The organism is Ruegeria aquimaris (assembly GCF_025751555.1).
GTDB classification, from domain to species: Bacteria; Pseudomonadota; Alphaproteobacteria; order Rhodobacterales; family Rhodobacteraceae; genus Ruegeria_B; species Ruegeria_B aquimaris.
Window position 1 is genome coordinate 1 of record NZ_JAOWLB010000032.1, and the last position, 26970, is coordinate 26970.

The following is a 26970-nucleotide window of genomic DNA, read 5'->3' on the forward strand; positions in this document are numbered from 1 at the left end:
AGTGGCCGGTTTTTACACCGCCCGCAGCAGGCCTATCCCGCCGCTACCGTGGCAGACTTTTGCACCGCCGTTCTCAAACCCAAGTGTGCAGACCGCCATTGGAAGGCGGCACCGTCAAGAAACCTTTACGGAAAGGGGGCAAGTTGCCAGCTATTGGCTGTTGACGACAAGTTGGGCTGATCGTTACTTTCACAAGTCCGCGCCGCCTTCCAATGCAGGTGTCATCGGGTTTCCTGCGATGCCCTTGGGCGGGACTGACCGCCCGGCGCGGATGCAAGTGCCTGACCGAAGTTTGCTCATTATTGAAACCGCAGCTCTTACTGGGGCATCTTGAAAAGCCTGGCCCAGCGGTCTTTGGGAGTAACGCTGGGGAAGCTGATGAAACTCTGAACATTTTGATTCAAAGCGATTTACGGCGCAGGCGCTCCCAGACCCAAACTTGAATTTGATCAAGCCAGCAGATCATACACGTCCGCGCCGATCTGGAGGTTGATCGAAGATTGCCCCGCGCCATCCACAAGTGCCCACATGATCTGTCCCGTCGGGCGGTAGATCACGAAGGCCTCCATCACCGCATCGTTACCTGAGCGCTCACCCTCTGCGTTTTCAGTGTGTGCAAAGTTGACCTGAAACTGTTCGCGGGTGGCGGACGCAATACCAAATAGAAGCACATCTCCATCAGCGGCGGAGTAGTCCTGCAGCCAGTCCGAACCGTGGCCTTCGACGCCAACATGAAAGAATTTGTCAGCGCCGCTACCTCCATTGATGCGGTCAGAACCGAATCCGCCGTTGACAAAGTCGTCCCCCGCTCCGCCAAATACGAGGTCGGAGAAGGCAGAACCTGTGATCACGTCATCACCGTCCTGACCCTGCAGTTCATCCACACCGAAACCGCCTGCGATCGTATCATTTCCGCCCTGACCAAAAACCAGGTCGTTTCCAGCGCCCGCGTCGACACTGTCGTTGCCCTCGCCCGCATAAATCACATCGCGCAAGTCATCTGCAGCGGGTCCCCCGATGATCGTATCATCGCCATCGCCACCGTTCAACGTATCGGCCCCAAGCCCACCATCCAGGTTGTCATTACCTGCTTCACCAGCGAGTCGGTCATTTGCACCGAGGCCTAAGAGTGTGTCGTTTCCTGCTTCCCCAACAAGGGTATCTTCGTTCGGCGTACCAGTTAGTAGCAGATCACGTGGTGCAACGAACTCTTCAACATTGATTATGACGTCGACAGAGGCGCTTTGATCAACTCCATCGAATGCCCTGTACGTGAAGCGGTCTTCTCCCAAAAACCCTTCATTCGAAGTGTATGAAAAACTGCCATTCTCAAAAAATGTAAGTGTACCGTTAGAAGTTGTAGTTTGAAGTCGAGCAACGAGTTCATCGCCCTCCGGGTCACTGTCATTTGACAAAACGCCGTTCGAAGCATCGAAGAAGTTTTCGACTCCCTGGGAGACCGTATAAGTGTCGCTCGCAGCACTAGGCGCATTCTGCACATCGTCATTTACTATCTCGGCCTGGCCGGGTGGTGACACAGCGACAACCGGAATACTTGGCCCGACGACATTCAGAGAAAATATCTCGGTCAACTCGATCGTATTGTCGCCAAAGATGGGGACTAGGACTTTCGCCCTACTTTGGCCTTCGTGAAACGAGAGCGTCCCGGCGGTTGCCTCATAGTCCACACCTGCTCTCGCAGTGCCATCGAAAGTGTTATAGGTTACTTGGAACTCCCTCGGCGCCGGTCTTGACAATGACAATTCAAACTCGGCGTTCTGGGCACCTTCGTCAGTTTCTACAATCGTTACGTTTGAAACTTGAAGAGCAAGGTCATTTGCATCTCCGTCATCGTCATTTATCCATGCGGTTTCTCGGACAACCGTAGAACCGCCTTCCAATCTTGCATTAATAGGATTGTAGACCTCGACAATGACCGACTCATCTCGCTCGTCGTCTGTATCGTCAGAAATACGCAACAATAGGTCTTTGCTCGTTTCACCTGGAGCAAAGGTGATAGTCGTCGTGCGCGTCGTAGACACGTCTATACCAAGTTCGGCGGTACCTGAAATCACCCGGAAACTGACCGTCACCTCATTGGCCGATGGTTCGCTGAGCGTAAAACGCCACGTCAGATCGTGGCTGTCATCCCAATATCTGGTTCCCTCACGTTCCGAAAACCCAGAGACAGAAACAGTTGGCAACAAGGCACTGTCCCCGGAGTCATCATCCAATATCTGCGCATGACCTGTCGTCGTCGCAACCACCGGCAATGGAGCATCCACGTTCAGGTAGAAGCTTTCAGCGAACTCAACTGTGTTGTCGCCGAAAACCGGCACCTCGACGGTCGCAACTGTTTGACCCGCGGAGAATAACAGCGTACCAGAGGTTGCCTCGTAGTCCTCTCCTGCCGTTGCCGTGCCATCAAAGGTATTGAAATGGACTTCGAACGCCTCTGGCGCCGGCCGAGATAACGAAATCTGGAAGACAGCGGTCTGTCGCCCCTCGTCGGTCTCGATCAGCAACGGGTTCGAAACGAAAATCGATAGATCAGAGGAACTACCATCATCGTCAAGTATCCAGGACGTTGAAGTCAATGTGCTTCGGCCGCCCTCAAGAGCGGCGTTCACCACTCGATAGACTTCGACTACTATGGATTCGTCATGCTCATTGATTTCGTCATCGCCAATCCCGATGCTAAAAATCTTACTTGTCTCCCCTCGGGCAAACACGATCGATTCATACCGACGGGTGGAAACATCGGTTTCGACTTCCCCTGTTCCGTCCAGAATCCGAAAATAGACCGTCACTTCGCTGTCCGATGGTTCGCTCAGTGTAAAGCGCCAGGCCAGGACGTGGTCATCATCCCAATATCCGGTTCCCTCACGTTCCGAAAATCCAGAGATGGAAACAGTTGGCAACAAGACACTGTCCCCGGAGTCATCATCCAATATCTGCGCATGACCTGTCGTCGTCGCAACCACCGGTAATGGAGCATCCACGTTCAGGTAGAAGCTTTCAGCGAACTCAACTGTGTTGTCGCCGAAAACCGGCACCTCGACGGTCGCAACTGTTTGACCCGCGGAGAATGACAGCGTACCAGAAGTTGCCTCGTAGTCCTCGCCTGCCGTCGCCGTGCCATCGAAGGTATTGAAATGGACTTCGAACGCCTCTGGCGCCGGCCGAGATAACGAAATCTGGAAGACAGCGGTCTGTCGCCCCTCGTCGGTCTCGATCAGCAACGGGTTCGAAACGAAAATCGACAGATCAGAGGAACTACCATCATCGTCAAGTATCCAGGACGTTGAAGTCAATGTGCTTCGGCCGCCCTCAAGAGCGGCGTTCACCACTCGATAGACTTCGACTACTATGGATTCGTCATGCTCATCGGCTTCATCAGCAGCAATCCCGATGCTAAAGGTCTTACTTGTCTCCCCTCGGGCAAACACGATCGATTCATACCGACGGGTGGAAACATCGGTTTCGACTTCTCCTGTTCCGTCCAGAATCCGAAAATAGACCGTCACTTCGCTGTCCGATGGTTCGCTCAGTGTAAAGCGCCAGGTCAGGACGTGGTCATCATCCCTCCAACTGGTTCCCTCACGATCTGACCCACCGGAAACGGACAATACAGACATTTTGCTCCCCCAAACATTCCACTGTATGCAATTTAAAAAAACGAAGAAAAATTCATCGCTTCCGTGATTGGTAGGCACGGTAACTTAATCTTGATAAGACCTATCGTTTGGTCAAGCTTTTTTCAGGCTCCTGTAGCTTATGAACTATGATCCACTTTCGCCTTGAAGGCCGGGCTCTGGTTCCGGCGCGGTCGTCTTGTCATGGTCTTCTCCTCGCTCGCAGCATCATGCTGCTGTTGCACGGAAAATCCACTTATCCCGGCTGTTCAGTTTTCAGGAACCGTCTCTGAACACTAGGATGAACCGTTCAAAGAACGTCCATTCCCCGTCCAACATCAGGTCTCGTGCCAAGCAGATCTCCATTGCAGATACCGGCTTAGAGCACGCCCACGCAGCGGTGTGAATCCCTTTTGTCAGCACGGCCTAAGACGTTCACACCGACAAACCTTTTTCAGAGCAAGGCTGGTGACTTAGGAGTGCTCTCTACTTGTAATAGCGGTACTCGTAACGGCATGACCGCAGACCCAGAAAAGCCGCGCCACAAACTTTCACGCGACGCCGTTTCGGGCGAGTTTTTTCGTACTCCTGATAGGCTATCTCAGTCTGAGTTTTAAGCAATTCCAATTGACCTTCGTTAAAGTAACCGGTCGGCAAAATTCGGTTTTCACGCTGCCAGGACGATATTGCCTGACGCGATTTGCTACCGAAAACTCCATCAGCGCCACCTGGATTATGTCCGCTGAGTCTCAGCCGATGCTGCAGTTCTCTTCGATCGGCCTTCTTCAGTTGCAATGCGTCCTCGCTGTGTTGGTTGCCAGGGTTCGGAACATTCGCCGAGGCTTGCAAGTCATTCGGAGCGTCTGACTCCGCGAGGTTACCTGGAGCCGGAAGGAACACTGGTGGTGCGTCTGTATTCGTCGGATATTGCTGCGAACGAGAAGGCAACGTTGCGCCTGGCGCACGAATCACCTCTACGAAATCTTCAACTATTACGACCGCATCCTTGACTATTGTCACTACAAACCGGCGACCTGCTTCCCCAATACTGTATGGCGCACAACTGTCTATTGCCCCCACGGCAGACAGGAACAGCTTACGCGCAGAAGTGTCTGGCTCGTTCGGTTCGATGAGCTCCGGGATTCCGGAAACACTACCGCCTGCATCCAACTCGACCCGAATCGACAATTTGTTTTCACCTATGCCGTCAAGCGCAGTCGCAATGCAGACCGCCGCCTCAGGAGCGACTTCCTGATCAAAGATTGTGTTGCGCCGATTATCGCTACCGATTTCCGATTGCTCAGGCACTGAAGCCTCAATTTGCTGCGCAAACGAAGCCAGATCCAATCCATCGACTGTATCCTGAAGGAGGATACCGACAGCCAAATCCGATTCAGGGTATTGCTCGACGATCTGATCGAAGATCTGTTGCATTTGTTCGAGGTCGGAGTAGCTGGTTTCGGAACCGCTGTACAATGACTTAGCTTGGGCAAATAGCGTATCGGCGCCATCCTCCGCGGCAACTGGAGGGATCATAAACATGACGAAAGTGGCACTGAGGCCCATGTTGCGAATGACGCCTAACATGATTTGCTCACCCAATTGGCTCCCTAGTTTCTGAGCTGAAAGCTTGCCAGATATGACTTTGGATCGCTACCTTCGATCCAGGTAGCGGTAGGAGGTAAGGACGATTGACCACGTTTCGTTTTGTGGCGATTGCGGTGTCGATGTTGTTCGGGGCATTCGTCGCCTTTGCGCAATCAGGAGAAGATGTAGCAGGACAACTGTTTTTGGATGCGGCAACAGACTCGCGAGCCACTTCTAATGAACTCTACAGACGGCGGCTTCTATCTGCCATCACTGAACAATACCCCGACAGCGCACCAGCTCGGTCCATCTTGTCCGGCCAGATCGGCTTCTCGGGTCTTCCAGAAGACCCAGCTTGGCACCGGATGTTGGTTGGCGAAAGTGTGATGACCGGATTTGGGCATGGAGAGTTCCCGTCCTATGGGCAAGTAACGCACCAAGGAATCGATATAGGTCTCCAAGGACAAATGAACTGCAGCGAACCACGTGTTCCGATCATAGCTCCTCGTACTGGAACGGTAATCAGAGTTATATCAGCAGACGTAAACGATAAAGATTTAATGGAAATCGAGATCGATCGAAATCGCAACGGCCGCGATCTCGTCGAGGTCGCCGGAAATGCGCTGGTCCTTCGTCATGACGACAGCGATCCGTTGGAATACTCGATCTACCTTCACATGCTGAACGCACCGGCGAACGCCGACGGAAATCCCTGGAAGCTCAACATGACGATCCAGGCTGGAGAACAGATCGGATTTATCGGAGATACCGGTGGCGCCGAAGGTTGCCAACTACATTTCGAGGCCGGGCGGTTTGAGGGGCTTCACCGTTACCTACATCCCAAATTCGGCAAAATTTATCCCGATGGCAACGTGACAAACACGACAGACTTTGCGTCCGATTGGATCGATCCCAAAGCTTTTCTACGAAGGGCTTTCATACGTAGCCATCTCGACACGCCGAAAAGAACTGAATTGGTTACGACCCCTCTTCTGACCGAAGTTGAGGTGCCAAGAGGCGTCAATCAAACTACGCCTCCAGTTAGTGAGGCAACCCCACTCGTCGCCGAGGCAGAGCCTACTGCTTCAGAAACGTCCAACACGATGATACCAGTTGAATGGATAGTGACAGAAAATGCGCGCCGGATTATTCGGCCGGGAGAAACCGCAGGCGATATAGCGGTTGCAGCCGACGGTAGCACAACCTACCGAGGCACCCCACTCTTTTCCGCCGCGGCCGATCCAACCATTTCGGAACTGCGCCTTTTTATTTCACCCCAAGCCCGGCATGGATTGCTGCTGCAATGGGACCTCGATACCGGAGGGCAGCGCGCTGCGCTTCTTGACCTCCGCGAAAAACGCGTGGTGCATTCAGAGATAATTCCAGAGACCGCTGTTCACTCTGCGGCTACTCCGAGTGACGCCCGAGTAGCACTACCGCCCGTAGCTTGGTCGCCAGACGAACGGTTTGTCGTCATTCCAATTTCCGCCAGCGAATGGCAGGCTGATTCGCTATTTCTCGATACATCGAAAGGTGCGTCGGGGATTGCAACTACCGACGATGTAAAACGCGGCCAGTGGACCTTTCCAAGACTCGAAACGCTACGTTGGATTGGTTCGCATTGGATCGCAATGGACTACGACATTCTGGCTTGTATCGACACTGGCTGCACGGGCCCGACGATTGTAGGCTCAATCGAGGGCAGTTACGATCTGACTACCTTGATCTCAAATTTTCCTCCGCCGCGAAAGTTTGATGATGCTCCAGTGTCTATGTCGGATGAGTGGGGGCCAGAAGTTGTTGTAAGCCCTGAGATTGAATTGGGATACGGACCATGTCGCAATCGCTCGGACAAGAGTAACTGCCTGAAAGAAAAAGGTCTTTCTGATCAGGCGATTAAATTCGCGCTCGACGCAGCTCATGGCGATCTTGCTGGCGACGTCTTTGCGACCGAGTTCATTGAACTTGGCAATGTTGACCTTGCAGTGACGGAGTTCAATGGAGCATCACCAATAGTACTTCCTGCATTATTGAATGGAAAAATTGGGATACGCGTCATTGGCGGAATCTTCGAAGAACTGCACAATTTCAGCGATGATGCCAGCCGCGCATTTATGAATAGAAACGTTGGCGTATCGTCCACGCGTCCGAGTATTTCGGGACACCGGACACTGCCCGATGGCAGGCAACTTTTCGTAGTCGCTCATCCGTTGAGCAAATGCCGTGCCTGTAAAAACTCAGGTGTTGCACTGCAGGCTATTGAGATCGATTCCGCCGGTCAAATCATTCAGGAACGCAATATTGGCCTCGTAGGAATCGCTCTCAATCACATTCGAGGTTACCGGCTTGAGAGACCAGCCGCACATTTTGTTCGTGGCACGCCAGAGGTTCTCCAATACGCTCTAAACTCGCTTGGCTATGAAGCTGGACCAATGGATGGTTATCCAGGACCTCAAACGCGGACCGCACTTATGGAGTTTCAGACAGAGCATTGTCTGCCTCCGACCGGACAGCCTGATACGGCAACTGTTCAAGCTCTCGTTGGCGCGGATGGTGTCAACGCACCTTGTGCAGGGGCAGTAATCCCAAATGATGTAACCGCGAACACACCTTTGTTGTCTGGGATGTACGTAGACAATTCTGCAAAATGCGCTCTTGAGAGCCTGCCGTACGAAGACAACCATCTGTCTCAACGCATAATTCAGGGTAGCAGCATCACATGGGGTGCGGAAGGAGCATGCGAAACAACACGCACTGACATTCGCAATGGTATTACTCTTTACAGGGGCACATGTTTCGAGGCTAACGAAAGCGCCACAAGAACTTGGCGCTTCAATGTTCTGTCGAACGACAGTTTCATCGATCTGGACATGCCGGATGCTTCAAGCGACACGGCACCACGCCGGTTTACGAAGTGTCCAGATGACAGTGCACTAAGGCGAAACTGGTCAGCTTGGTTCCGTCAGAGCAATCCCGAACCAAACGCTCTGACCTCGCTATCAAGCTCAAAGCGCGATTGGACAAGTTCAATTGTCGATGGTTCGCAAAACAGACATTATCGGCCATGCGAAAATGATCGAAACAAGGAATGCCTTGTCGGCCTCGGCTATAGTGAAAGCACCAGTGAGTTTGTCGCTCAAGCTTGGCAACATCTGGATTTTGCGGCTGTTCCTCAGAGTTTTGTGGAGCTGGGAAAGGTAGACATGGCAATGGTCGATCACCCTTACTGGGAGACCACAGCGCTCTTACTTAACGCCTCCCCAGATGGAATAGACTTTCCAGAATACCCTGCTAATGAAATTTCGAAGCTGCCTCAGGACCCCGTTGAAGTCGACCTGCAACGCCGGTTTCCGGAGGCCACCGGATGGTATGGGAAGGTTATTGGACACCGCAGACTCCCGAATGGGGGACAACGGTTTTCTTTTGAAACTGAGTTCACGAAGAGTTGTCGTGCCTGTGACTGGATTGCCAGCGCAGTGGTTCTTGTGGACTTCGACGAGGATGGTAGAGAGGTCAATCGCCAGTACATGGGAATGCTCGACAGAAGCGATCTGGTTCAAGTTCAGTCCTTTGACGCAGAACTGCTCAACGAGAAATCGAAACTAGTCCAATACATGTTGAATATGAGAGGGTACGCGGCTGGAGCAATGGATGGCTCAATCGGGTCACAAACGCGTAGGGCGCTTGCCGAGTTCCAGAAAGAGATAGGCATCAATGCCGGAACTGGCGAACTTGATCACCGAACTCTGGTTGCCTTGGGCGACCAAACGACACTCTTCAAGAATGGCTTCGAGGGAAACTATACTTCTAACCAACAATCTGAAATCGGCACAACGCCTCTTCAGGGATGCGTGAGACCAGGCAGAGCGCTCTCGTCCAAGGAAGTTCTGGAAGCCTTCTCCGGGAACAACTATACAATTTCAAGTGGGCAAAAAGACGTAGCGTCTACAACGATCTCTTTGGGAACGCTTCCAGGCGAACATGAATTTTCGCCATTTTGGATTGTTCAGGACGATAATCTCGTTCCAACACTCGATCAAATGCGTGTCTCGGCCGGAAAACTTTGTGAAAAAAACAGACATGGTGAATACTGCTCAGCAGTCAATGAATGCCTATCCGATGACGCAATTTACGTGTTAACGCCTTATACTGGGGACGTTAGCTATGTAACATCGATCAGTACAAAATTTGGCGTAAGCGGGACAACTAAGCCTGACTTCACTTTAAACGTAAAACTGGATTGGGGAGGCCAACAACAAGGTATAGTTGGCACACTGAAGGTCGAGGGTATCTTCGAGTCCCAAGGCCTGCGTCTAACTGTACGCGAAGCTAACGGAAAGCACAATCCTAACGCGCGCTACAATGCCTTAAAAGCGGGAGAAAACTTTCGTTTACTCCTATCTGCTACGCCAAGAGTGCTGTGCAAAGATTGTAAGCCAAAAACCAGCTTCACGTCCGAATATGGATTGCGCTTTCAAAACGAAACCCTGACCGGACCGCATATCGAGACTACCCTATTCGTACCAGATCACGTCCTCCGGGAAAACGATGTCATAGGTCTTAGTTTGCAAGGTGATAATAATGTCATTTACATCAGCGACACCACACTTCAGATACCCCAACTAATGGACGTGAAACGCAAGAAAAGCGAAAGAAACTTAGATAAAGGAGCGACCACCTATTCCTCCCCTGCCCGTGGAGATCCCTTGCGAAAGCTTATTCTCGATGCCGTCCGTGTAAAAGCGGAACAGAAGTTCGGTTCGCCCATCCAATTCGTGGTAGATTCCATTCGTGTTTCTGGAGATCTTTCTTATATAGAAGTCCTCGCGCAACGCCCAGGGGGAAAGCCGATCAACCCATCAGAGTTTCGTGATCCAAACTTGCGGAAATTTCCGTTGGAAGATATTGATCCAAGGTGGATTAGTGGCTTTCTTTCTTTCGAGAAAGGCAAGTGGTCTGCGTATGACATCCATTTTGGCTCAACCGAAGCATGGTGGGTTGAGAGTTGCAACGGGTTGGAAAAGCTAATGCCAGAGACCTGCAAGGGTCCTATGGTTGAAGAAACCAATGTCGTTGAGCTTCCGGACCCGAAGGCTCCGGCATCAATTGGATCCAATACAAGATCACTAGAGGAATTGACTTGGAATGAGTATCTGGCGCTGAGTGCGTTTCAGGGTGTCGGAGATGACGCCTTTGAACGAGTTCTGAGTGTCGCTCCATCAGTTGACCAGTTCGAGGCCAGAGCAGAGCGACGTCGAATTATCCAATCCTATCGAGATCAGGCGAATACTATTGGCGCAAGATTAGCTCGCCAGCAGTTTGAATACTCTCATTTGGTTCCTGTTCCGCACTACGATTTTAATATGGATGCATTCTACTTTTGCATACCAAGTTTCCTGAATCTTAAAGCCCCGGCATCTCAAAGCCCCAAGATTAAATCGGGGACTATTCAGATTCAATTGCGCTCCACGGATAAGGAAAACTCCTTTTCTCGCCTTACGAAATATTCATTTGGCAGATGTAAAATGGAGCCGAATATTTTGTATTACAGAAATTCTGAAATCGCTTTCACCGAGGCTATCCCGCTACACTTCAAGGATGAAACTCAAGCGGAACGCCTACACTTTTTGATGAAGAAAATTCCAAATAGAAAAATTGAGACTCGCATAATATGTGAAAGGATAGAGAATCCGAATCCAGGTCAACTGTTTGGATTCTGCCAACTGAAGGCGATTGAGATAGGTCGCAATCCTGATAATAGCCCTTGGTTCAGATACGACTGGGCGGAAGGCAAAAAGATGACATTGACCGCCCATCCGAACCCAAATCCATAGGCATTGATGGTTCTCAGGCATACAGTCGGAGTCCTGAATGACGATCCGACGGCCCGACTGTGTCGTCACGCACTCGACGTGAACGACATCCCGCTGACGGCTTACCTGCCGTTGAATGCGGTCCCGTGGTTCGATGGTTGTCGATCCGACATCAAGGATGGTGCGGCATACAACCGCGAACTTGTCTTGCGCCATCGCGTGCCAGTGGTGTTGGCCTGCGGATCGTGGGTACGGGACAGCTTGAAATATCTCAACCTGCCCAGCGACATCGTAGTGAGGGTGCTACCGCATCCAGGGCAGTTGGGCCTGATAAATTATCGTGTTGACGGACGTCGGGTTGGCCCGGAACCTGCCCGTGAAATCTTCATTGAAGGCTTCCGCCATGGGTGACGTCGTCGATCTGCGCACCCGCTTGCCCGTCACGGACGAACCCGCCCCGCCCCGTCGTCGTGCTGATCACACCGCCTCGGCCCGCACCGGGTGCGGTGGTTGCCGGTCTGCTGGTGCAGGTAGTACTAGGCGCGGTGGTCGGTTGGCTGGCGATAGCGATGCTGATGGGGTGATTCTGACGGCAAGCCGTCGGGCCGCAGACTAGCCGTCTCGACCTAAGGTTACCCATATTGCCCATGTTGCGGGTCGAAATGCACCCCGACGGGGGTGCACCCCGAAAATGCGCCCCGTAGTCATCGGATTTTTTAAGCTTTTGGTGGAGCCTAGGTGTTTGATCCCAGGGTTTGATGGTGTGATCCTTTCGCATGAATGGAAGGAAGCACTATGGGACAAGTTCGTCACGACAGCGCCACGCACTGTTACCCGGCAGGCGATTTGCCAAGCAAATCTGCCGATAGGGCACGCACGCCATCCGAGCTGCAATACAGCGATCGCAAGCTTCGACCGCGGCGCTGAGCCGGGAACTCGGGATCAACCCGAAGACGGTCGCGAAATGGCGCAATCGCGAGACGGTAGAGGATCGCAAAACAGGCCCGAAGGAACCGCACTAGACCGTTCTCAGCGAGGCCGACGAGGCGATGGTGGTTGCATTCCATCGACACACACTGCTTCCTCTGGACGACTGTCTCTATGCCATGCAGCCCTCAATCCCGCATCTGCCTCGTTCGACGCTGCACCGGTGCCTGCAGCGGCATGGCATCTCGAGGCTACCGGATGTTGAAGGCGACAAGCCAAAACGGCAGAGGTTCAAGCGCTATCCCATCCATCGTCCGACAGGCGATTGCGCCGCAATCTGCCGGGAGGGAGCTTCTTCCATATGGATATCGCGGAAGTGCCGACCGCCGAGGGCAAACTATATCTGTTCGTGGCAATCGACCGAACGAGCAAGTTCGCGGTCACCCAGATCGTAGAAAAGGCTGACAGGCGGACGGCCTGGGAGTTCCTGGAGCATCTGCTAGAGGCCGTTCCCTACCGTATCCACACGATCCTGACGGATAATGGCATCCAGTTCGCCGAGCAGCCCCGGAACCGAAACACCGCCTATTCTCGGCAGATGCGCTTCGACATGATCTGCGAGGCCAACGGGATAGAGCATCGCCTGACCAAGCCCAACCATCCGTGGACCAACGGCCAGGTTGAGCGCATGAACCGGACAATCAAGGACGCGACCGTCAAACGCTTCCACTACGAAGTCACGATCAACTTCGTGGCCACCTCGCCGACTTCATGGCCGCTTATAACTTCGCACGCCGCCTCAAGACGCTCAGCGGCCTCACGCCCTACGAATACATCTGCAAGATCTGGACTTCAGAGCCAGATAGATTCATCGTCAATCCGATCCACCAGATGCCGGGACTGAACACCTAGATAGACCGTCTTCGACAACACGACATGACACCCGTCCACACCATGCACCGATGACCGGCGAAATCGATCTGGGACACTTCAGCAACGAGGCCAAGTTCTGGTGAACATCGATCGGCAACAATGCTGCCTACGGTTTGGAAGACGACCCCGCCAGACGTAGCATGGCTTTTGCCGTTGTTCTTGGCAAGCATGATGAAGGATTTCCGAACTGGCCAACCAGGACATGTTTGGAAACAGGGTGAGGAATCTTTCGATACATCGGCCGTCGAACTTGCCTGGACAAGACCCTGGAGCCACTCGGGAACATGAGCTGTCGATAGACAGTTTGCCATCACAGCAGAACACCTGCTTGAACCGAATATGCAATAACGACGACGGCGCCCGTTTCGTACGCAATGGCGGACACGCGGTGCGAGTGGGTGAAACCCAAGTGTGCAGACCGCCATTGGAAGGCGGCACCGTCAAGAAACCTTTACGGAAAGGGGGCAAGTTGCCAGCTATTGGCTGTTGACGACAAGTTGGGCTGATCGTTACTTTCACAAGTCCGCGCCGCCTTCCAATGCAGGTGTCATCGGGTTTCCTGCGATGCCCTTGGGCGGGACTGACCGCCCGGCGCGGATGCAAGTGCCTGACCGAAGTTTGCTCATTATTGAAACCGCAACGCTTACCGGGGCATCTTGAAAAGCCTGACCCAGCGGTCTTTGGGAGTAACGCTTGGGAAGCTGGTGAAACTCTGAACATTTATTTTCATAGCTGTTTCCTTCGCTGGCGGGCCCAGACCCAAACTTGAATTTGATCAAGCCAGCAGATCATACACGTCCGCACCGATCTGGAGGTTGATCGAAGACTGCCCCTCGCCATCGACCAAGGCCCACATGATCTGTCCCGTGGGGCGATAGATCACAAATGCCTCCATCACTGCGTCTTCCCCGGCACGCTCGCCTGCAGCATTCTCGGTATGGGCGAAGTTGACCTGAAACTGCGCACGCGTGGCCGAGCTGTTTCCAAAGAACAGCACATCGCCGTCGGTCGCGCTATAGTCCTGTACCCAGTCCGAGCCATGCCCTTCGACCCCGACATGGAAGAACTTGTCCGCGCCGGTGCCACCATTGATCCGGTCATGGCCAAAGCCGCCGTTTACAAAGTCATTTCCATCATTGCCGAAGATGACGTCAGAGAATGCCGAGCCGGTGATCACGTCATTGCCGCCCTGGCCGATCAGCTCGTCCACGCCGAACCCGCCCGCGATGATGTCATCGCCGTCCATCCCGTAGATCAGATCGTTGCCATAGCCACCATGGACGGTATCGTCCCCCGACCCGGCATAGACCACGTCGCGCAAGTCGCTGGTAGTGTCAGCCAAGGGGTCGGCACCGTGGATATAGTCATTGCCATCACCACCATGGATCTCGTCCGAACCCTCGCCACCGAACAACTGGTCCTCACCGATCCCCCCGAACAGGGTATCGTTTCCGCCGCGCCCCTGGATACGGTCGTTGCCCTCGTTACCATCCAGTGTTTCGCCCTCGGCAGAGCCCAGGATGAAGTCGTGTTCGCCCTCCTGCGACCAGGCCATCAGATGACTGTTCAAAGGTGTCTCGAAACCCTCGCCGATCTTGAGATACTGGATGTTGCGGATCGTCTCGACCATGTCGCCGTGATGCAGGCGCAGGGTTCCGTCGGGGTCAAGCAGGGCCGTCTCGCCAAAGACCAGTGGCGTGGGGATGGGATCGAGAAAAAGCAAGTTATTACCGGCGCCGCCGTCAATCGTGTTGTTGCCGTCGCGCGCGATCAGCAGGTCGTCGCCCCCGCCGCCGCGCAGTTCGTCCCGACCGCGACCACTGTCCAGGACATCCGCCTGGTCGGAGCCGATAAGCAGGTCGTTGCCGTCGAGCCCCAGGAGATAGCCCGCCTCGGTCAGGTTCAGGGTATCGTCGCCCGCAGTGCCCGAAACCGGTTCGCGCGCGTCCAGCAGGCGCATCTGCGTATTGCCATCCACATTGCCAAGGACCACGATCCGGTCGCCGACACGGGCGACCACAGGCCCCCGGACATACCCGTCTTCGATCTCAGAGGTGAAGGGGGAAATCTGCGAAAGGAAACCTTGGCCACTGGCATCGAAGATTTTCAGGTCGATGCCGGTGTTCGGCTCGGGATAGACACCGGTGCGGGCCCACCCGAACAGGTAAAGTCCTTGACCCATTGGCGCGACCGACAATTCTGTTCCGGTCACAGGCCCCAGGACCATCGTCTCGCCAAGCGGGGTGCCATCGAGATCGAACCTTTCGAAAGTCACGTTGGAGCGGTTCTGGAACACGTCATATTCGAATTGGCTCCAGATCGCCAAAACCCCGGCGTCGGATATCTCCAGATGTTCGATACTGATAAGCCCATCGCCGCCTTGAAACAATGGATCGGGCGCGCGCAATACAAAGACGGGTGAGGTGCTGCCATCGGCGGGGTTCAGAAAGGTGGCCCTGAACTGGGCGATGGGATCTTCGACGCTGAACGGGCTGCTTTCGTAATTCTGCTCGCGCCAGATCACCAGAACCTGACCATCGGGGGCCGTCTGGGTGGCAACAAGCCCGCCAAAACCGACACTGGGAACGATTTCTGTCGCGCTTCCGGCGGGGAGGCCGTCGGTTCCGAAGAGCTGGGTGACAAGGGCGCTGCCCACTTGCCCGACCACCAGGATCCGACCATCAGCCAGAACCTCGGTGCTGAAATGGCTGTAGCGTTCAATCGGGGCGCCGGACAGTTGCACCGGATCGGCAACGGGCGCACCGCCGCCGCCCAGTTCCCTGACATGCAGGGTCGCGGCACCGCCGCCGCCGGACATAACCGTTGTGAGGTTAACGAATACGCGCCCATCCGGCAGGGTCCTGCTTTCGAAATCAACGCCGAGCAGGCCGCCGTCAGACGAGAAGAGTTCGAATGCCTCGCCAAGCGGGGTGCCGTTTGCATCGTATCGTTGCGCGGTCGTGTTTGAACTGTGCGCCAGCCTGTTGTCACTACCGCCGGGGGTGTTCCACCGGGTGTGGACAATGAGGTAGCTGCCATCGGGCAGCGCGACAACCGCAGCAGAACCAGATGCGGCGCCGAGGTCGACAGGCTCGGTGGGGTTCAGAAAGATGGTACTGGCCAAAGTCATCGCATACCTCGCATGAAGGGCTGTTGGTAAGGTGGATCAGGTCAGAAGGTCGAACACCTCCGATCCGATTTGCAGGTTGATCGAGCCTTGCCCCTCACCATCCACCAGCGCCCACATGATCTGGCCGGTCGGGCGATAAATGACAAACGCTTCCTGCACCGCGTCGTCACCGGCACGCTCGCCCGCGGCATTCTGGGTGTGGTTGAAATTCACCTGGAACTGGTCACGGGTGGCCGAGGCATTGCCGAAGAGGAGAACGTCGCCCTCGGCGGCGTTATAGTCCTGCACCCAGTCATTCCCGTGGCCCAAGACACCGACATGGAAGAACTTGTCCGCGCCCGAGCCGCCGTTGATCCGGTCGGAGCCGAAGCCGCCATTGACGAAGTCGTTGCCCGCGCCGCCGAAGATGAGGTCGGAAAACGCCGAGCCGGTGATCACGTCATTGCCGTCCTGGCCCTGGATCTCGTCCACGCCGAAACCGCCCGCGATGGTGTCGTTGCCGCCCTGGCCGAAGATCTGGTCATTGCCGAAACCGGCATCGACGCTATCGTCGCCTTCACCGGCGAAGATGACATCGCGGAGGTCGTGTTCGGTTTCGCCGCCGAAGATAACGTCGTTGCCATCGCCGCCGTTCAGCGTGTCGGCGCCATCGCCACCAAACAGCGTGTCGTTGCCGGCAAAGCCACGCAGGACGTCATTGTCCTCAAAGCCCAGGATTTCATCATTGCCATCGCCGCCGTCGAGTGTGTCGCGTCCGGGGGTGCCGAGCAGTCTCAAGGATCCGCCGGCAACTGGTCCGGTGGCGGCGCTGGTGACGCTCTCGTTGGTGCCGAAATTGTCGGTATAGCTGAACACGACCGAAATCTGGGCACCGGCATCGGCAGCCACCAGGGTGTAGGTCTCGCCGGTCGCGCCCGCGATGGGCGTGCCGTTGCGCAGCCACTGGCCCGCCTCGGTGGCTTCGTTGATGCCATCGGCATCGGCCACCGCGTCGGTATTGGCGCTGAGAGTCTCGCCCACGCGCGCGGTGCCCGAGATCGTCACCGCGCCGGTGGGGGCGTCGTTGACGTTCTCGACCGCGCCTGTCGGGGCGCTGGTGACACTCTCACTGGTGCCGAAATTGTCGGTGTAGGTGAACACGACCGAAATCTGGGCGCCGACATCCGCCTGCGTCAGCGTGTAGGTCTCGCCGGTCGCGCCCGCGATGGGCGTGCCGTTACGCAGCCACTGGCCCGCCTCGGTGGCTTCGTTGATGCCATCGGCATCGGCCACCGCGTCGGTATTGGCGGTCAGGGTCTGGCCCTGCCGCGCAGTGCCCGAGATCGTCACCGCGCCGGTGGGCACGTCGTTCACGTTCTCGACCGCATCCGTTACCGCGCTGGCGACGCTCTCGTTGGTGCCGAACCCGTCAGTATAGCTGTAGACATAGCTGATCGCCGCCCCGACATCGTCCTGCGTCAACTCGTAAGACGCCTCCGTTGCCCCGGAAATCGCCACTCCGCCCCGCAGCCATTGGCCGCTTGCGGTCGCGCTGTCGATGCCATCGGCATCGGCCACGCCCGACACATCCGCCGTCAGGGTCTCGCCCTGCCGCGCCGAACCCGAGATCGTCACCGCCCCGGTGGGCGCGTCGTTCACGTTCTCGACCGCGCCGGTGGCGGCGCTGGTGACGCTTTCACTGGTGCCGAAATTGTCGGTGTAGGTGAACACGACCGAGATTTGCGCGCCGACATCCGCCTGGGTCAGGGTATAGGTCTCGCCGGTCGCACCCGCGATGGGCGTGCCGTTGCGCAGCCACTGGCCCGCCTCGGTGGATGTGTCGATACCGTCGGGATCAGAAACGCCGTCGGTATTGGCGGTGAGCGTTTCCCCTTGCCGCGCGGTGCCCGAGATTGTCACCGACCCGGTGGGGGCATCGTTAACGTTCTCGACCGCGCCGGTCGGGGTGCTGGACAGCCGCTCTGCAGTCCCAAAGTCGTCTGTGTACGACATTCGAACAGAGATGCGTGCCCCGACGTCATCCTGTGTCAGCAGATAGCTGGCGTCACGGGTCCCGGAAATGACGGCCCCATCGCGCAGCCAACGATAGCTCACCGAGGCTGGGTCGAAACCGTCCGCGTCGGTTACCGCGGAAATGTCCGCGGTCAGCCGATTTCCCTCCTGTAGCTCACCCGAAACAACTAAAGTTCCTGAAGGTTCATAATTGAGTGGAACCCCAATAAGTGTAATCTTGTCTCCCCCGCCGAAATCGATCACTCGATGCCCGGATGCATTGACCCCGATCGTTGCAATTTCTGTCAACGTCACACCGAAGTCGCTGAAGTCCAGTTGGTCATCAGAAGGCTCGAAATCTGTAACCCGATCCCACCCCATCCCGGCCGACAAATGGAAGGTGTCTTTGCCAGGTCCGCCTGTCAGGGTGTCATTACCGGCTCCGCCATCAAGGAAATCATCGCCTGCATGACCGATAATCCGATCACCCCCATCCAGACCAAATAGCCGGTCGTTGTCGCCATACCCCAAGATGGTGTTTGAAACATTGTTGCCTGAAATCGAGTTGGCAAAGGCGTTTCCTACCAGCTCGATAGCGGACGTCCCCGTCCCAATGATGTGGTAATCCTGTGGACCCAAGGCAAACGAGGTTCCAGTGGTTACTACTCCATTTCCAAAAGTCGCGTTCGCGATACCATCGTCGTTTCGTATCGTTCCCGAAACGCTACCGTTGTGAATCGAGAATCCCGGGCTCGGATTGTGCAGATAAACAGTAAACGTCTCGTCGCTTTCAGCGAAGCGGTCACCCGCAACCTCGATGGTCACGATCTTGCTCGTTTCACCCGGTGCAAAATCGAGCCTTCCTGAGGGGAGGTTGCCACCAACAAAGTCTTGACCCGAAGCTGGCGCAAAACCATCGCCACGCACAACCCAATCAACCGAAGCCGCCTCGGCGCTGTGACCAGAGGGGCGATCGACACGGAAGGTAAACAGGCCGGGGTTGCCGCTGTTTTCTGCTCTGTCGAGAACAACCGGCAGAAGCTCGAACTCCGGATTGGGGTTCTCATCATCATCGACGATCACGCCGCGACGAGAAAAGGTCGCCTGACCATTGGGAAGAACTGCACCAACGACATTGAAGATCTCAAGTTCGAAGTATTCCAGACCTTCATATTCGTTATCCTGAACGCCATGAAGGAACTCGACCTCAAGGGTGTCGCCAGGTTCGAAAACAATGTGCCCGGCGAATGGGGAATAGCCGGATGATGTTGAAGACAAATCCATTTCATCCGTAGTCAACCCGACTATCCGGTAATCAAAAGATACCTCGTGCCCAACCTCATGGGACAAACGGAACCTTGGGGCCTGATAGTTTGGATGGCCCTCGCCGATAGTCAGATCTTCAAATACTTCGACGCCATGCAGGGTTCGCGGCCGCTCCGATCTGATAAACAGGGTTGGAAGCGAGGATTGTGCGGGAAGGGTAAGGAACTCCGTTTTGTAGGCAGTATCCGGTTGGGAAAAGGCACCTGAGTAGACCGCGAAATACTCCCCTGGGGAGAAGACCATGTGGCCCCCGATCGTATTTCCAATCGGTGTTTCCCGGAGATAATCAAACGAGCCGACGTCCGTTCTGAGCAGATTGCCGCCTGAGTCAAATATAAAATCTGGTCGGAGCCGATCGGTGCGAATAACCACATCCGATCCAACCTCGAAACGATAGACAATCTCTTCGTCAGTTCCATTCAGTTCAAAAAAGTGTTGGCGAAGACTGTGCGGCTCGAACCTGCCAAGATCGATAGCTCGCGATGACAGTTCTTCGTAGTTTGGAAAAAAGCTCCCGGCTTGGTCATCATCCACAATAATGAGTCCGGATTCCCACCAGTCCTGGCTGGAATGACCAAAATACCCGTTCACTGGATCTTCGAACTCGACGCCGGCAAATTCTATGTCTTCCGCTAAAGCGTCACCAAGAATAGTAACCGGAAGGTCGGCAAAAATCTGTCCAGCTTCGATCGTGAAAATGCCCGACTGGGCGACAAAGTCAGGGGTGGCGCCAGTGGTGGAGCCCAAACCCAGATCATTTTCGTCTTCGTTTCCATAGATCCTGTACGCCATCGAAACAGGAACCGACATCGCGTGCGAAAGATGAACCCGGACATACCCGGTCTGTACGCCATCAGATTCCATGATGGTCCCCGGCGTCGTGGTGATTTGCGCGGGAGCGGGGCCATCATCGTCACGGATCAGAACCGAAGCTGTATCTTCGAGGATTTCCACATTGGGGTAGTCGCTGATCGCCCTGATACGTGCATTCAACCATTCGTCGGGTTCGTTGTAGTCGTCGGCCTCCACGTAGCGCGTCAGAGTATACGTAGCCTCACCAACCTCAAAGCGATGCCCACTCGAAGAATACCCATTCCAGTCCGAGTTGGGGCCGCTGTTGCCGGCAAGCGTTTCCTGTTCTCCTCTTCCCCCGGAGAAATTGAAACCGGTTACCTGCGCCAAATCGCCAGTTCGCGTGATTTCAAACTGGATTGGCGTGCCTCTTGTATCCGATGTCCCCTCGACCACCTCAGCCTGCAAGGCGCGGATGCTCAGATACACTTCACCAGCTGGCGTTGGAAGGGTGTCGCCATCGTCGTTGAGTATCGCCGCATAGGCTGTGCCATCGGTTATGATCGCGTTGGACTCAGGCGAAGAAAGAACGGCCCGGAAGTATTCGTGCGCTTCCTGAATGCTGTCTCCCTGCAACCGGATCGTGTATCGCTCGCGATCCTCACCAGGTCCGAAGCTGCCCAGCTCGTCGTTCCATGCATTGGGCTCGAAATCATCCGCGCTGGCCGGTGTGGCGCCATACCCCTCGAACTCAATCCTGTAATCCGTTCGGACCGACAGATCTCCGGACCGCCTTATGATGAAGTCATACTCCACAAAGGACCCTTCCGGGCCTTCGTATTCGCTTGGATCATTGGTCTCGATGGTCAGATAAACCGGCCCGGCCGGAGTGGTTTCGGGGTCCGGTTCCGGGGGCGGTGCAGCGGAATCGTCATCCGAAATGTAACCGGTGGCAACCGGAATGATTGTACCTGGGGCGGGCTCGGCACCGGAAAGGCTCGATATGAACAATCTGACTGTTTCGGTTCCCTCAACGCGTGTGTCGCCGATGATCGGGACGCGCACGGTGAGCGAGGACTCTCCGGTCGGTATGGTAAAGCTTGCCGATGAGAGCGGTCTGAAATCTTCACCGACAGTGGCCTCTCCCATGTTGTTGCCGCCGACGGGAATGGCCAGAAACGTGACCGGAGTAGTTGCAGCATGGCTCAATGAAATTTGAAAATCGAGGTATCGGGTGCCGCTGTCGCCCTCACGTACGGTTTCTCCCGAGACGGTCAGAATTGGAACACTAGTCGGCGTCGGGGGTGGAAGTGGCGTGGATGGAGGAACATAAACCGGATCGCTTGGCTCAGGGGAGGGCGGCGGCGGATCTACTGGCTCTGTTGATGCTATTCGATTCGCGTATGCATTAAAAAACTCTTGAATGGTGTTGAAGGTGCGGTTTGAAAACTCAAGCTTCTCTATGCTAAGAAGAGTATCCGTTTCCGAACCGTAACGGTCCCGACGAAGCTGAAAATTGGTCGCCGATGACATCGACAGAGGTGTATAAAACTCCCAATTATATTCAAACACGGCAATGTCTTCGTTGCCGGAACCACCGTTGAGCGTATCGTCGCCCCCCTCTCCCATAAGGCGATCATTGTCTTCATCGCCAAACAGCGTGTCGTTTCCAATTCCCCCAAATAACTCATCATCCCCGGCTTCACCCTTTAAGTAATCACCACTTTCATCACCAAACAAACGATCAGTGCCAAGACCGCCGTATATTGTATCAGAACCAGTTTCCCCCTTTAGATAATCTGCCCCCCCTTCTCCTCGAATATCATCTTCTCCGGCACCCCCGAAAATGGTATCAAATCCAGATCCACCATAGATTTCATCGTTGCCTTCTTGACCACGCAGATCATCTGCTCCAGCGAGTCCAAATAGGGTATCATCTCCGTTGCGACCGGACAGATTGTTTGCATTATTGTCTCCAACCAAAATATCATGCCCGAATGAACCAATCAGATTCTCAATCGAGACGTAACGGTCGTTTCGCGCATATCCATCAAAACCCTTGCCTTTGATTAAGCTTGCTGTGACCCCCGTGGGCGATGTCGAATAATCAACACTGTCGCTGCCTTCTCGACCACGATACTCGTAGGCTTCATTGCTACCTAGTACCGTATTGTCATCCGCACTCCCAAACCAAATTTGAAATGCGTCAGTCACTCCGTTCCACTTGTCAACGATTGCAGATAATGAGCCATCCGCCCAAAACTGCTGACTTCTTTCTGCATAGGAAAAATAATTGTCAGATAGCGTGTTTCCCCAGATCATCCAGGGAAGTACATCCATCCAATAATGACCAGAAAACGCTGCTCCGCCAAAAGGCAGGAGGTCACCCCCAATGGGAAAAAAATTTAGAGTTCCCTGGTTGAGAGGGCTTGTCACTAAGTTGAAGCCATCATCGCTATATCTATAGACAAATTCGAAGGACCCACTCGAACTAATCCATTTTGCATTTTCATTGTTTCCAGAATCAAAGGGAACATTGAGACGATGCAATGCAGAAGCCCCAGCTGGAAGCAGGGTAAAATTCCCGAGTATTACGTCCGCGTATCTTACCGGCGTGTAGGGTTCTTGGGCAACGTTTCTTGCATAATGTGTCTCCATCACCTCGTATGCTGTCATGGGACGATCAAAAAATTCGCTAAACTTTTCCACTACGTGGTCAAGAGCACTTGCGTACGACAACGGACGAGCGAGACTATAACCAAGAGGCATTCCGAAAATCCACGTGCATCCCATTTACCGCAGTTTTTTACTCAGACTTACGTAGTAGTCGTACGGCAAACACTTCTAATTTATCAGCGTTAACTGTGCCATCGATCAGCGTAGATCACAACTAAAGATGCTCTGCCTCCTGAAAACTGGATCTTCCAGAGCAGCGTTTTCCACTAATTCTGGGTGGTCGTCAGAGACACGGAAATGCACCAACCTCATCGAAGTTCAGGGATGCGCTGAAAGTGTTATCCTGCAGCAGGAAGAGCAGAGTTCGCCGGTCGAGGGGATCGTCGGTGGGGCCAGGGTCAGCTACGTGATCAACTTGGACCCCTCCGATAACTCGCTTGGAAGGCCAGTCTCGGAGCCTGAAGGCCGCTTGCGGGGGACATGGACTGCAACCTTTCTTGCTTGGATAGGTTGGTTCTACGGCAGACGGGCGCAGTGTCCGTCGTCAGGGTTATTCGGACTTCCCGGGCCGTTTTGTAACCGAGGCTCTGGTTCAGTTTCTTTTCAAGTTTAGGCGGCCGCGGCCTAGTGCTGCACCCCATTGACTTTAGCCCACGCGGACGATCTCGGCGGTGCCGAGGGCGTTGAAGCGGTTGATCAGTGCGATGCGAATGTGGATTTCGGCGGTTTGTCGGTCGGGGTCCTTGGCGGCAATTCGCTCGCCGAAGGATTTGAGGCAGCGCATCTTCGCCTCGATCCGGCTGCGGGCGTGATATCCTGTCCAGCGCTTCCAGAAGGCCCGGCCGTAGTACCGGGTGGCCGGCAGGGTTTCGTTTCTGGCGATTGCGGCCGGGCAGTCTTCCTTCCACAACCGACCATTCTTGCGGATCGGGATGATCGGGATGGCGTCGCGCTCGAGGATCGCGGTATGACAGCGTCGCGTGTCGTAGGCACCATCGGCGGTCACGGTGCCGATATCTTCGCCCTCGGAAATTTGCTCCAGCAGGTCCGGTAAGACCGGGCTGTCGCCGTCTCGGCTGGTGGTGAACTCCACCGCCCGGATGTCGGAGGTAGCGGTATCCATCGCCAGATGGACCTTGCGCCATTTGCGTCGTCCCTGAACACTATGCTTGCGGGCCTGCGATTCCCCGTCATCGAGGAACTTGATCCCGGTGCTGTCCACCAGCAGGTTCAGCGGGCCGTCGGCGCGGCGATACGGGATCTGGACAGCCAGGTTCTTCTGACGGCGGCACATCGTAGTTTAGTCCGGCACGGGCCAGTCCAGCCCAGCCAGACGCAACAGGCTGGCGACCATTCCGGCAGTCTGCCTGAGAGGCAGCTTGAACAGAACCTTGATCGACAGACAGAACTGTATCGCCGCATCCGAAAACACCGCAGGGCGACCGGGGCTGCCGTCATGCGGCGCGAGCCAGGTCATCTCCTTGTCCAGCCAGATCAAAAGTGACCCGCGCTTGCGCAGCGAAGCAGTGTAGCTGGAACAGTTCGTCGTGCGGTAGCGGGCAGGTGTTGGTTTGCTCACGCCGGTCGTCTAACTGCTTGGATTCACAGTGTGAATCCTTCAAACTCAGAGTTCTGTAACAACGCCCATTGGAAGGCTGCACCGTCGAGGAACCTTAACGCAAACGTGGGCAAGTTGCCAGCTATTGGCTGTTGACGAACAGTTCGGCTGATCGTTACTTTCACAATTCCGCGCCGCCTTCCAATGCAGGTGTCATCGGGTTTCCTTCGATGCCCTTGGGCGGGACTGACCGCCCGGCGCGGACGCAAACACTTGCCAGAAAGTCGCTTCATTTGAAATTGTCGGCTGAGGCGTCAAGATTTTGGTTTCCCCTTCGGCCCCGTGCTCAAGCCGCCATGCAGTCGACAACGACGCTTTCCTGGCACCGCGCGCGCTTGGCATTGGCCGCCGGCGCGGGTTTTTGCGCCGCAGACAGGGCGCTGGCTCTTGGGCAATGGGTCGCCATTGTAATCCAAGCCGATCTCCGCCATCCGCTCGCAATTATCTCCCAGGCACCGCGTACAGCACTTCCGGTAATTCGGGTGCTTGTGAGCTTCCGCCGGACATGCTCTCCAACTTGACCGAAGTGCCTCCCAGTCGATCGGATTGGACCTGAACAGTTCCTGAATCATTCTGGATAGTTTGTTCGGTCGCCCCATCAGAGAACACCATCATTTGCCAGCATAGTCGGCAAACCCCATGATGCGCGTTTGAACAGAAAGGATGTTGCCGCAATAATATTGCTTTCCATCAAGACGGTTTTCAGAAGATCTCAAACAAGGCCGTCCCATTCGGTTCCGACCATCAAATTGGGTTTCACCTTTGGTAAGATCTGCTGTGTGAACGGTTCACGTGCAGCGGCTTCAGCCGTGTCGTGGCGAGCTTGCAAATCTGCTATTTTTGCCAAAGCAGTCGCTTCACCATAGGTGTCCTTTAGCTTGTAGAATAGCCCTTTGCGATAGCGCTGAATTTGATCTTCGCTGACTTTTCCGCTTTCTTTGAGTTCTACGGCCGAGGGCCCGAAGACGTACGCCTCAGGTACGTGCTCTCCCGCTTTCATACGCTCTGCAATCACATCCAGAATATCTACCTCGTCGCCCTTAGCAGTGTACCTGTAGGACGGACCTGAAATTGCGACTGCCGTTGCCTTGATTTCACCCCCTGTCGGCCACGCACGGGTTTTCGCTTCCTCGTCAAGTCGATCCTCAAAGTTCGGCCACCATTTCTCGTAGCCATTTTTCGGCGCAAAACGCATTAGGCAACGAAGCAATGATGCCATCTCGTCAGCCTGGACCTCAGGCGTGAAGTTGCGAGGTGGAACCTTGCGATTTAGGTAACCCACGAACTTTTCCGTCAGGAAGGTTTCGCGGCAATTTCGATCAAACATGGTCATCTTTTTGCATTGACCTCTTTCGCCATAGCCATCAGTTCAGCTGTTGTCGGCTGTATAGGCTTGTTAAGAATTGCGGTGATGTAGGGGATCGGATCGCAGGTTTTTGCGTGGTGGGCTTCAAGGAAGGCCGCCCGAACTTCGCTGGCTGAACTCTCCTTGAGCCACTTGCCAATGACGCTGCGGGCCTGCCCAAGGCGTTTTTGGCTGCGTTCTCGGCAAAAATTGGGGTTCCCGTGAACCCAAACATCTGCACGTTGCCGAAGAAATCCGTGATCCGCTTGTGCGTCTCCCCGAACTGGCTGCGGTGGCATTCATCGAAGATGAAAACCATGCGCTTTTCGCGCAGGCCCTCCATAGCCTTTAGGTGGCGCGGGCTGCTGATCGCGGTGTTCAGCTTTTGCAGCGTCGTAACAATTAGCGGGGTGTCATTCTCGAACTGCTTTACCAGTGTGGCGGTGTTCGTGGTGGCGTCTACGCTGCCTTCCTGAAAACTGTTGAACTCCTTGATAGTCTGAAAATCTAGATCCTTGCGGTCCACCACAAAGACAACTTTGTGAACATGGGGGCTCTGGGTTAAGATTTGCGCTGCTTTGAAACTGGTCAGCGTTTTTCCTGATCCGGTCGTGTGCCAGATATAGCCGTTCTTGGTGGTGTTCTGAACACGCTCCACGATCCGCTCAACGGCGTAGAATTGGTAGGGTCGGAGCGCCATAAGCAGCTGGTCGCTCTCATGCAGCACGATGTACTTGGTGATCATCTTGCTGAGGGTGCATTTCTCGAGGAAGGCCTCGGCAAAGGCGCTCAGCTGCGAGATCTTCTTATTGTCCTCATCGGCCCAGAAAAAGGTCTGCTTGAAGTCACGGCGGTTCACCGGGTTATTGGCGTAATACTTCGTGTTGACCCCGTTGCTGATGACAAACAGCTGAAGGTATCCAAAGAGCCCATAGCCCGCCGAAAAGCTGTGCCTATGGTAGCGGTTGGTTTGGTTAAAGGCTTCTTTCATCTCAAGACCCCGGCGCTTCAGCTCGATCTGCACCAAAGGCAGGCCGTTGACCAAAAGTGTCACGTCATACCGGTTCTTGTATTTGCCCTCCATGGTGATCTGATGGGTCACCTGGTACCGGTTTTTGCACCCCTACCTGCCGCGCGCCAACGTCGCGACCACCTCGGCGGCCAGCTACATGTCGCTGCTGTCGGGGGATGCGGCA

Annotated in this window: 9 protein-coding genes and 3 pseudogenes; 4 read left to right on the forward strand and 8 right to left on the reverse strand. The window is 54.9% G+C overall.

Annotated features, from left to right (window positions below; all coding sequences use genetic code 11):
* Nucleotides 1-334 (forward strand): hypothetical protein (locus OE747_RS23235; protein WP_263830838.1); only part of this gene is annotated, 334 nt, incomplete at its 5' end.
* Nucleotides 335-449: 115 nt separating this feature from the next.
* Here OE747_RS23235 and OE747_RS23240 read toward each other — a convergent pair.
* Both OE747_RS23240 and OE747_RS23245 read right to left on the reverse strand, forming a co-directional pair.
* Nucleotides 450-3638 (reverse strand): Calx-beta domain-containing protein, encoded by a 3189-nt coding sequence (locus OE747_RS23240; protein ID WP_263830839.1) that lies wholly within the window; start codon nucleotides 3636-3638, stop codon nucleotides 450-452.
* Between the two features lie 483 nt (nucleotides 3639-4121).
* Nucleotides 4122-5222: a peptidoglycan-binding domain-containing protein gene (locus OE747_RS23245; protein WP_263830840.1), complete on the reverse strand. Its 1101-nt coding sequence runs from the start codon at nucleotides 5220-5222 to the stop codon at nucleotides 4122-4124.
* Between the two features lie 104 nt (nucleotides 5223-5326).
* Here OE747_RS23245 and OE747_RS23250 point away from each other — a divergent pair, with 104 nt between their 5' ends.
* The 3 genes and pseudogenes from OE747_RS23250 to OE747_RS23260 all read left to right on the forward strand — a co-directional run bounded on the left by OE747_RS23250 (nucleotide 5327) and on the right by OE747_RS23260 (nucleotide 12874).
* Nucleotides 5327-11056 carry a peptidoglycan-binding protein gene (locus tag OE747_RS23250; protein ID WP_263830841.1) on the forward strand — a complete coding sequence of 1910 codons (5730 nt, stop codon included), beginning with the start codon at nucleotides 5327-5329 and terminating at the stop codon, nucleotides 11054-11056.
* A 78-nt stretch (nucleotides 11057-11134) separates the two neighbouring features.
* Nucleotides 11135-11446 carry a hypothetical protein gene (locus OE747_RS23255; RefSeq protein ID WP_263830842.1) on the forward strand — a complete coding sequence of 104 codons (312 nt, stop codon included), beginning with the start codon at nucleotides 11135-11137 and terminating at the stop codon, nucleotides 11444-11446.
* 470 nt (nucleotides 11447-11916) lie between these two features.
* A pseudogene (locus OE747_RS23260) lies at nucleotides 11917-12874 on the forward strand (IS481 family transposase).
* 796 nt (nucleotides 12875-13670) lie between these two features.
* Here OE747_RS23260 and OE747_RS23265 read toward each other — a convergent pair.
* From OE747_RS23265 to OE747_RS23285, 6 genes and pseudogenes are all read right to left on the reverse strand, one after another.
* Nucleotides 13671-16025 carry a calcium-binding protein gene (locus tag OE747_RS23265; RefSeq protein ID WP_263830843.1) on the reverse strand — a complete coding sequence of 785 codons (2355 nt, stop codon included), beginning with the start codon at nucleotides 16023-16025 and terminating at the stop codon, nucleotides 13671-13673.
* A gap of 36 nt (nucleotides 16026-16061) precedes the next feature.
* Nucleotides 16062-22844 carry a Calx-beta domain-containing protein gene (locus OE747_RS23270; RefSeq protein ID WP_263830844.1) on the reverse strand — a complete coding sequence of 2261 codons (6783 nt, stop codon included), beginning with the start codon at nucleotides 22842-22844 and terminating at the stop codon, nucleotides 16062-16064.
* A gap of 613 nt (nucleotides 22845-23457) precedes the next feature.
* Nucleotides 23458-24390 (reverse strand): annotated as a pseudogene (locus tag OE747_RS23275) (IS5 family transposase).
* Between the two features lie 293 nt (nucleotides 24391-24683).
* Nucleotides 24684-25028: an HGGxSTG domain-containing protein gene (locus OE747_RS24625; RefSeq protein WP_318527335.1), complete on the reverse strand. Its 345-nt coding sequence runs from the start codon at nucleotides 25026-25028 to the stop codon at nucleotides 24684-24686.
* Nucleotides 25029-25141: 113 nt separating this feature from the next.
* Nucleotides 25142-25762: a hypothetical protein gene (locus tag OE747_RS23280; protein WP_263830845.1), complete on the reverse strand. Its 621-nt coding sequence runs from the start codon at nucleotides 25760-25762 to the stop codon at nucleotides 25142-25144.
* A 31-nt stretch (nucleotides 25763-25793) separates the two neighbouring features.
* Nucleotides 25794-26882 (reverse strand): annotated as a pseudogene (locus OE747_RS23285) (HsdR family type I site-specific deoxyribonuclease); the annotation flags it as partial.
* Nucleotides 26883-26970 lie beyond the last annotated feature (88 nt).

What these genes read in the sequence shown, in the direction of transcription:
- OE747_RS23240 (WP_263830839.1), bottom strand. Translation starts at nt 3,638, where the DNA reads ATGTCTGTATTGTCCGTTTCCGGTGGGTCAGATCGTGAGGGAACCAGT.
- OE747_RS23245 (WP_263830840.1), bottom strand. Translation starts at nt 5,222, where the DNA reads ATGTTAGGCGTCATTCGCAACATGGGCCTCAGTGCCACTTTCGTCATG.
- OE747_RS23265 (WP_263830843.1), bottom strand. Translation starts at nt 16,025, where the DNA reads ATGACTTTGGCCAGTACCATCTTTCTGAACCCCACCGAGCCTGTCGAC.
- OE747_RS24625 (WP_318527335.1), bottom strand. Translation starts at nt 25,028, where the DNA reads ATGGGGCGACCGAACAAACTATCCAGAATGATTCAGGAACTGTTCAGG.
- OE747_RS23280 (WP_263830845.1), bottom strand. Translation starts at nt 25,762, where the DNA reads ATGACCATGTTTGATCGAAATTGCCGCGAAACCTTCCTGACGGAAAAG.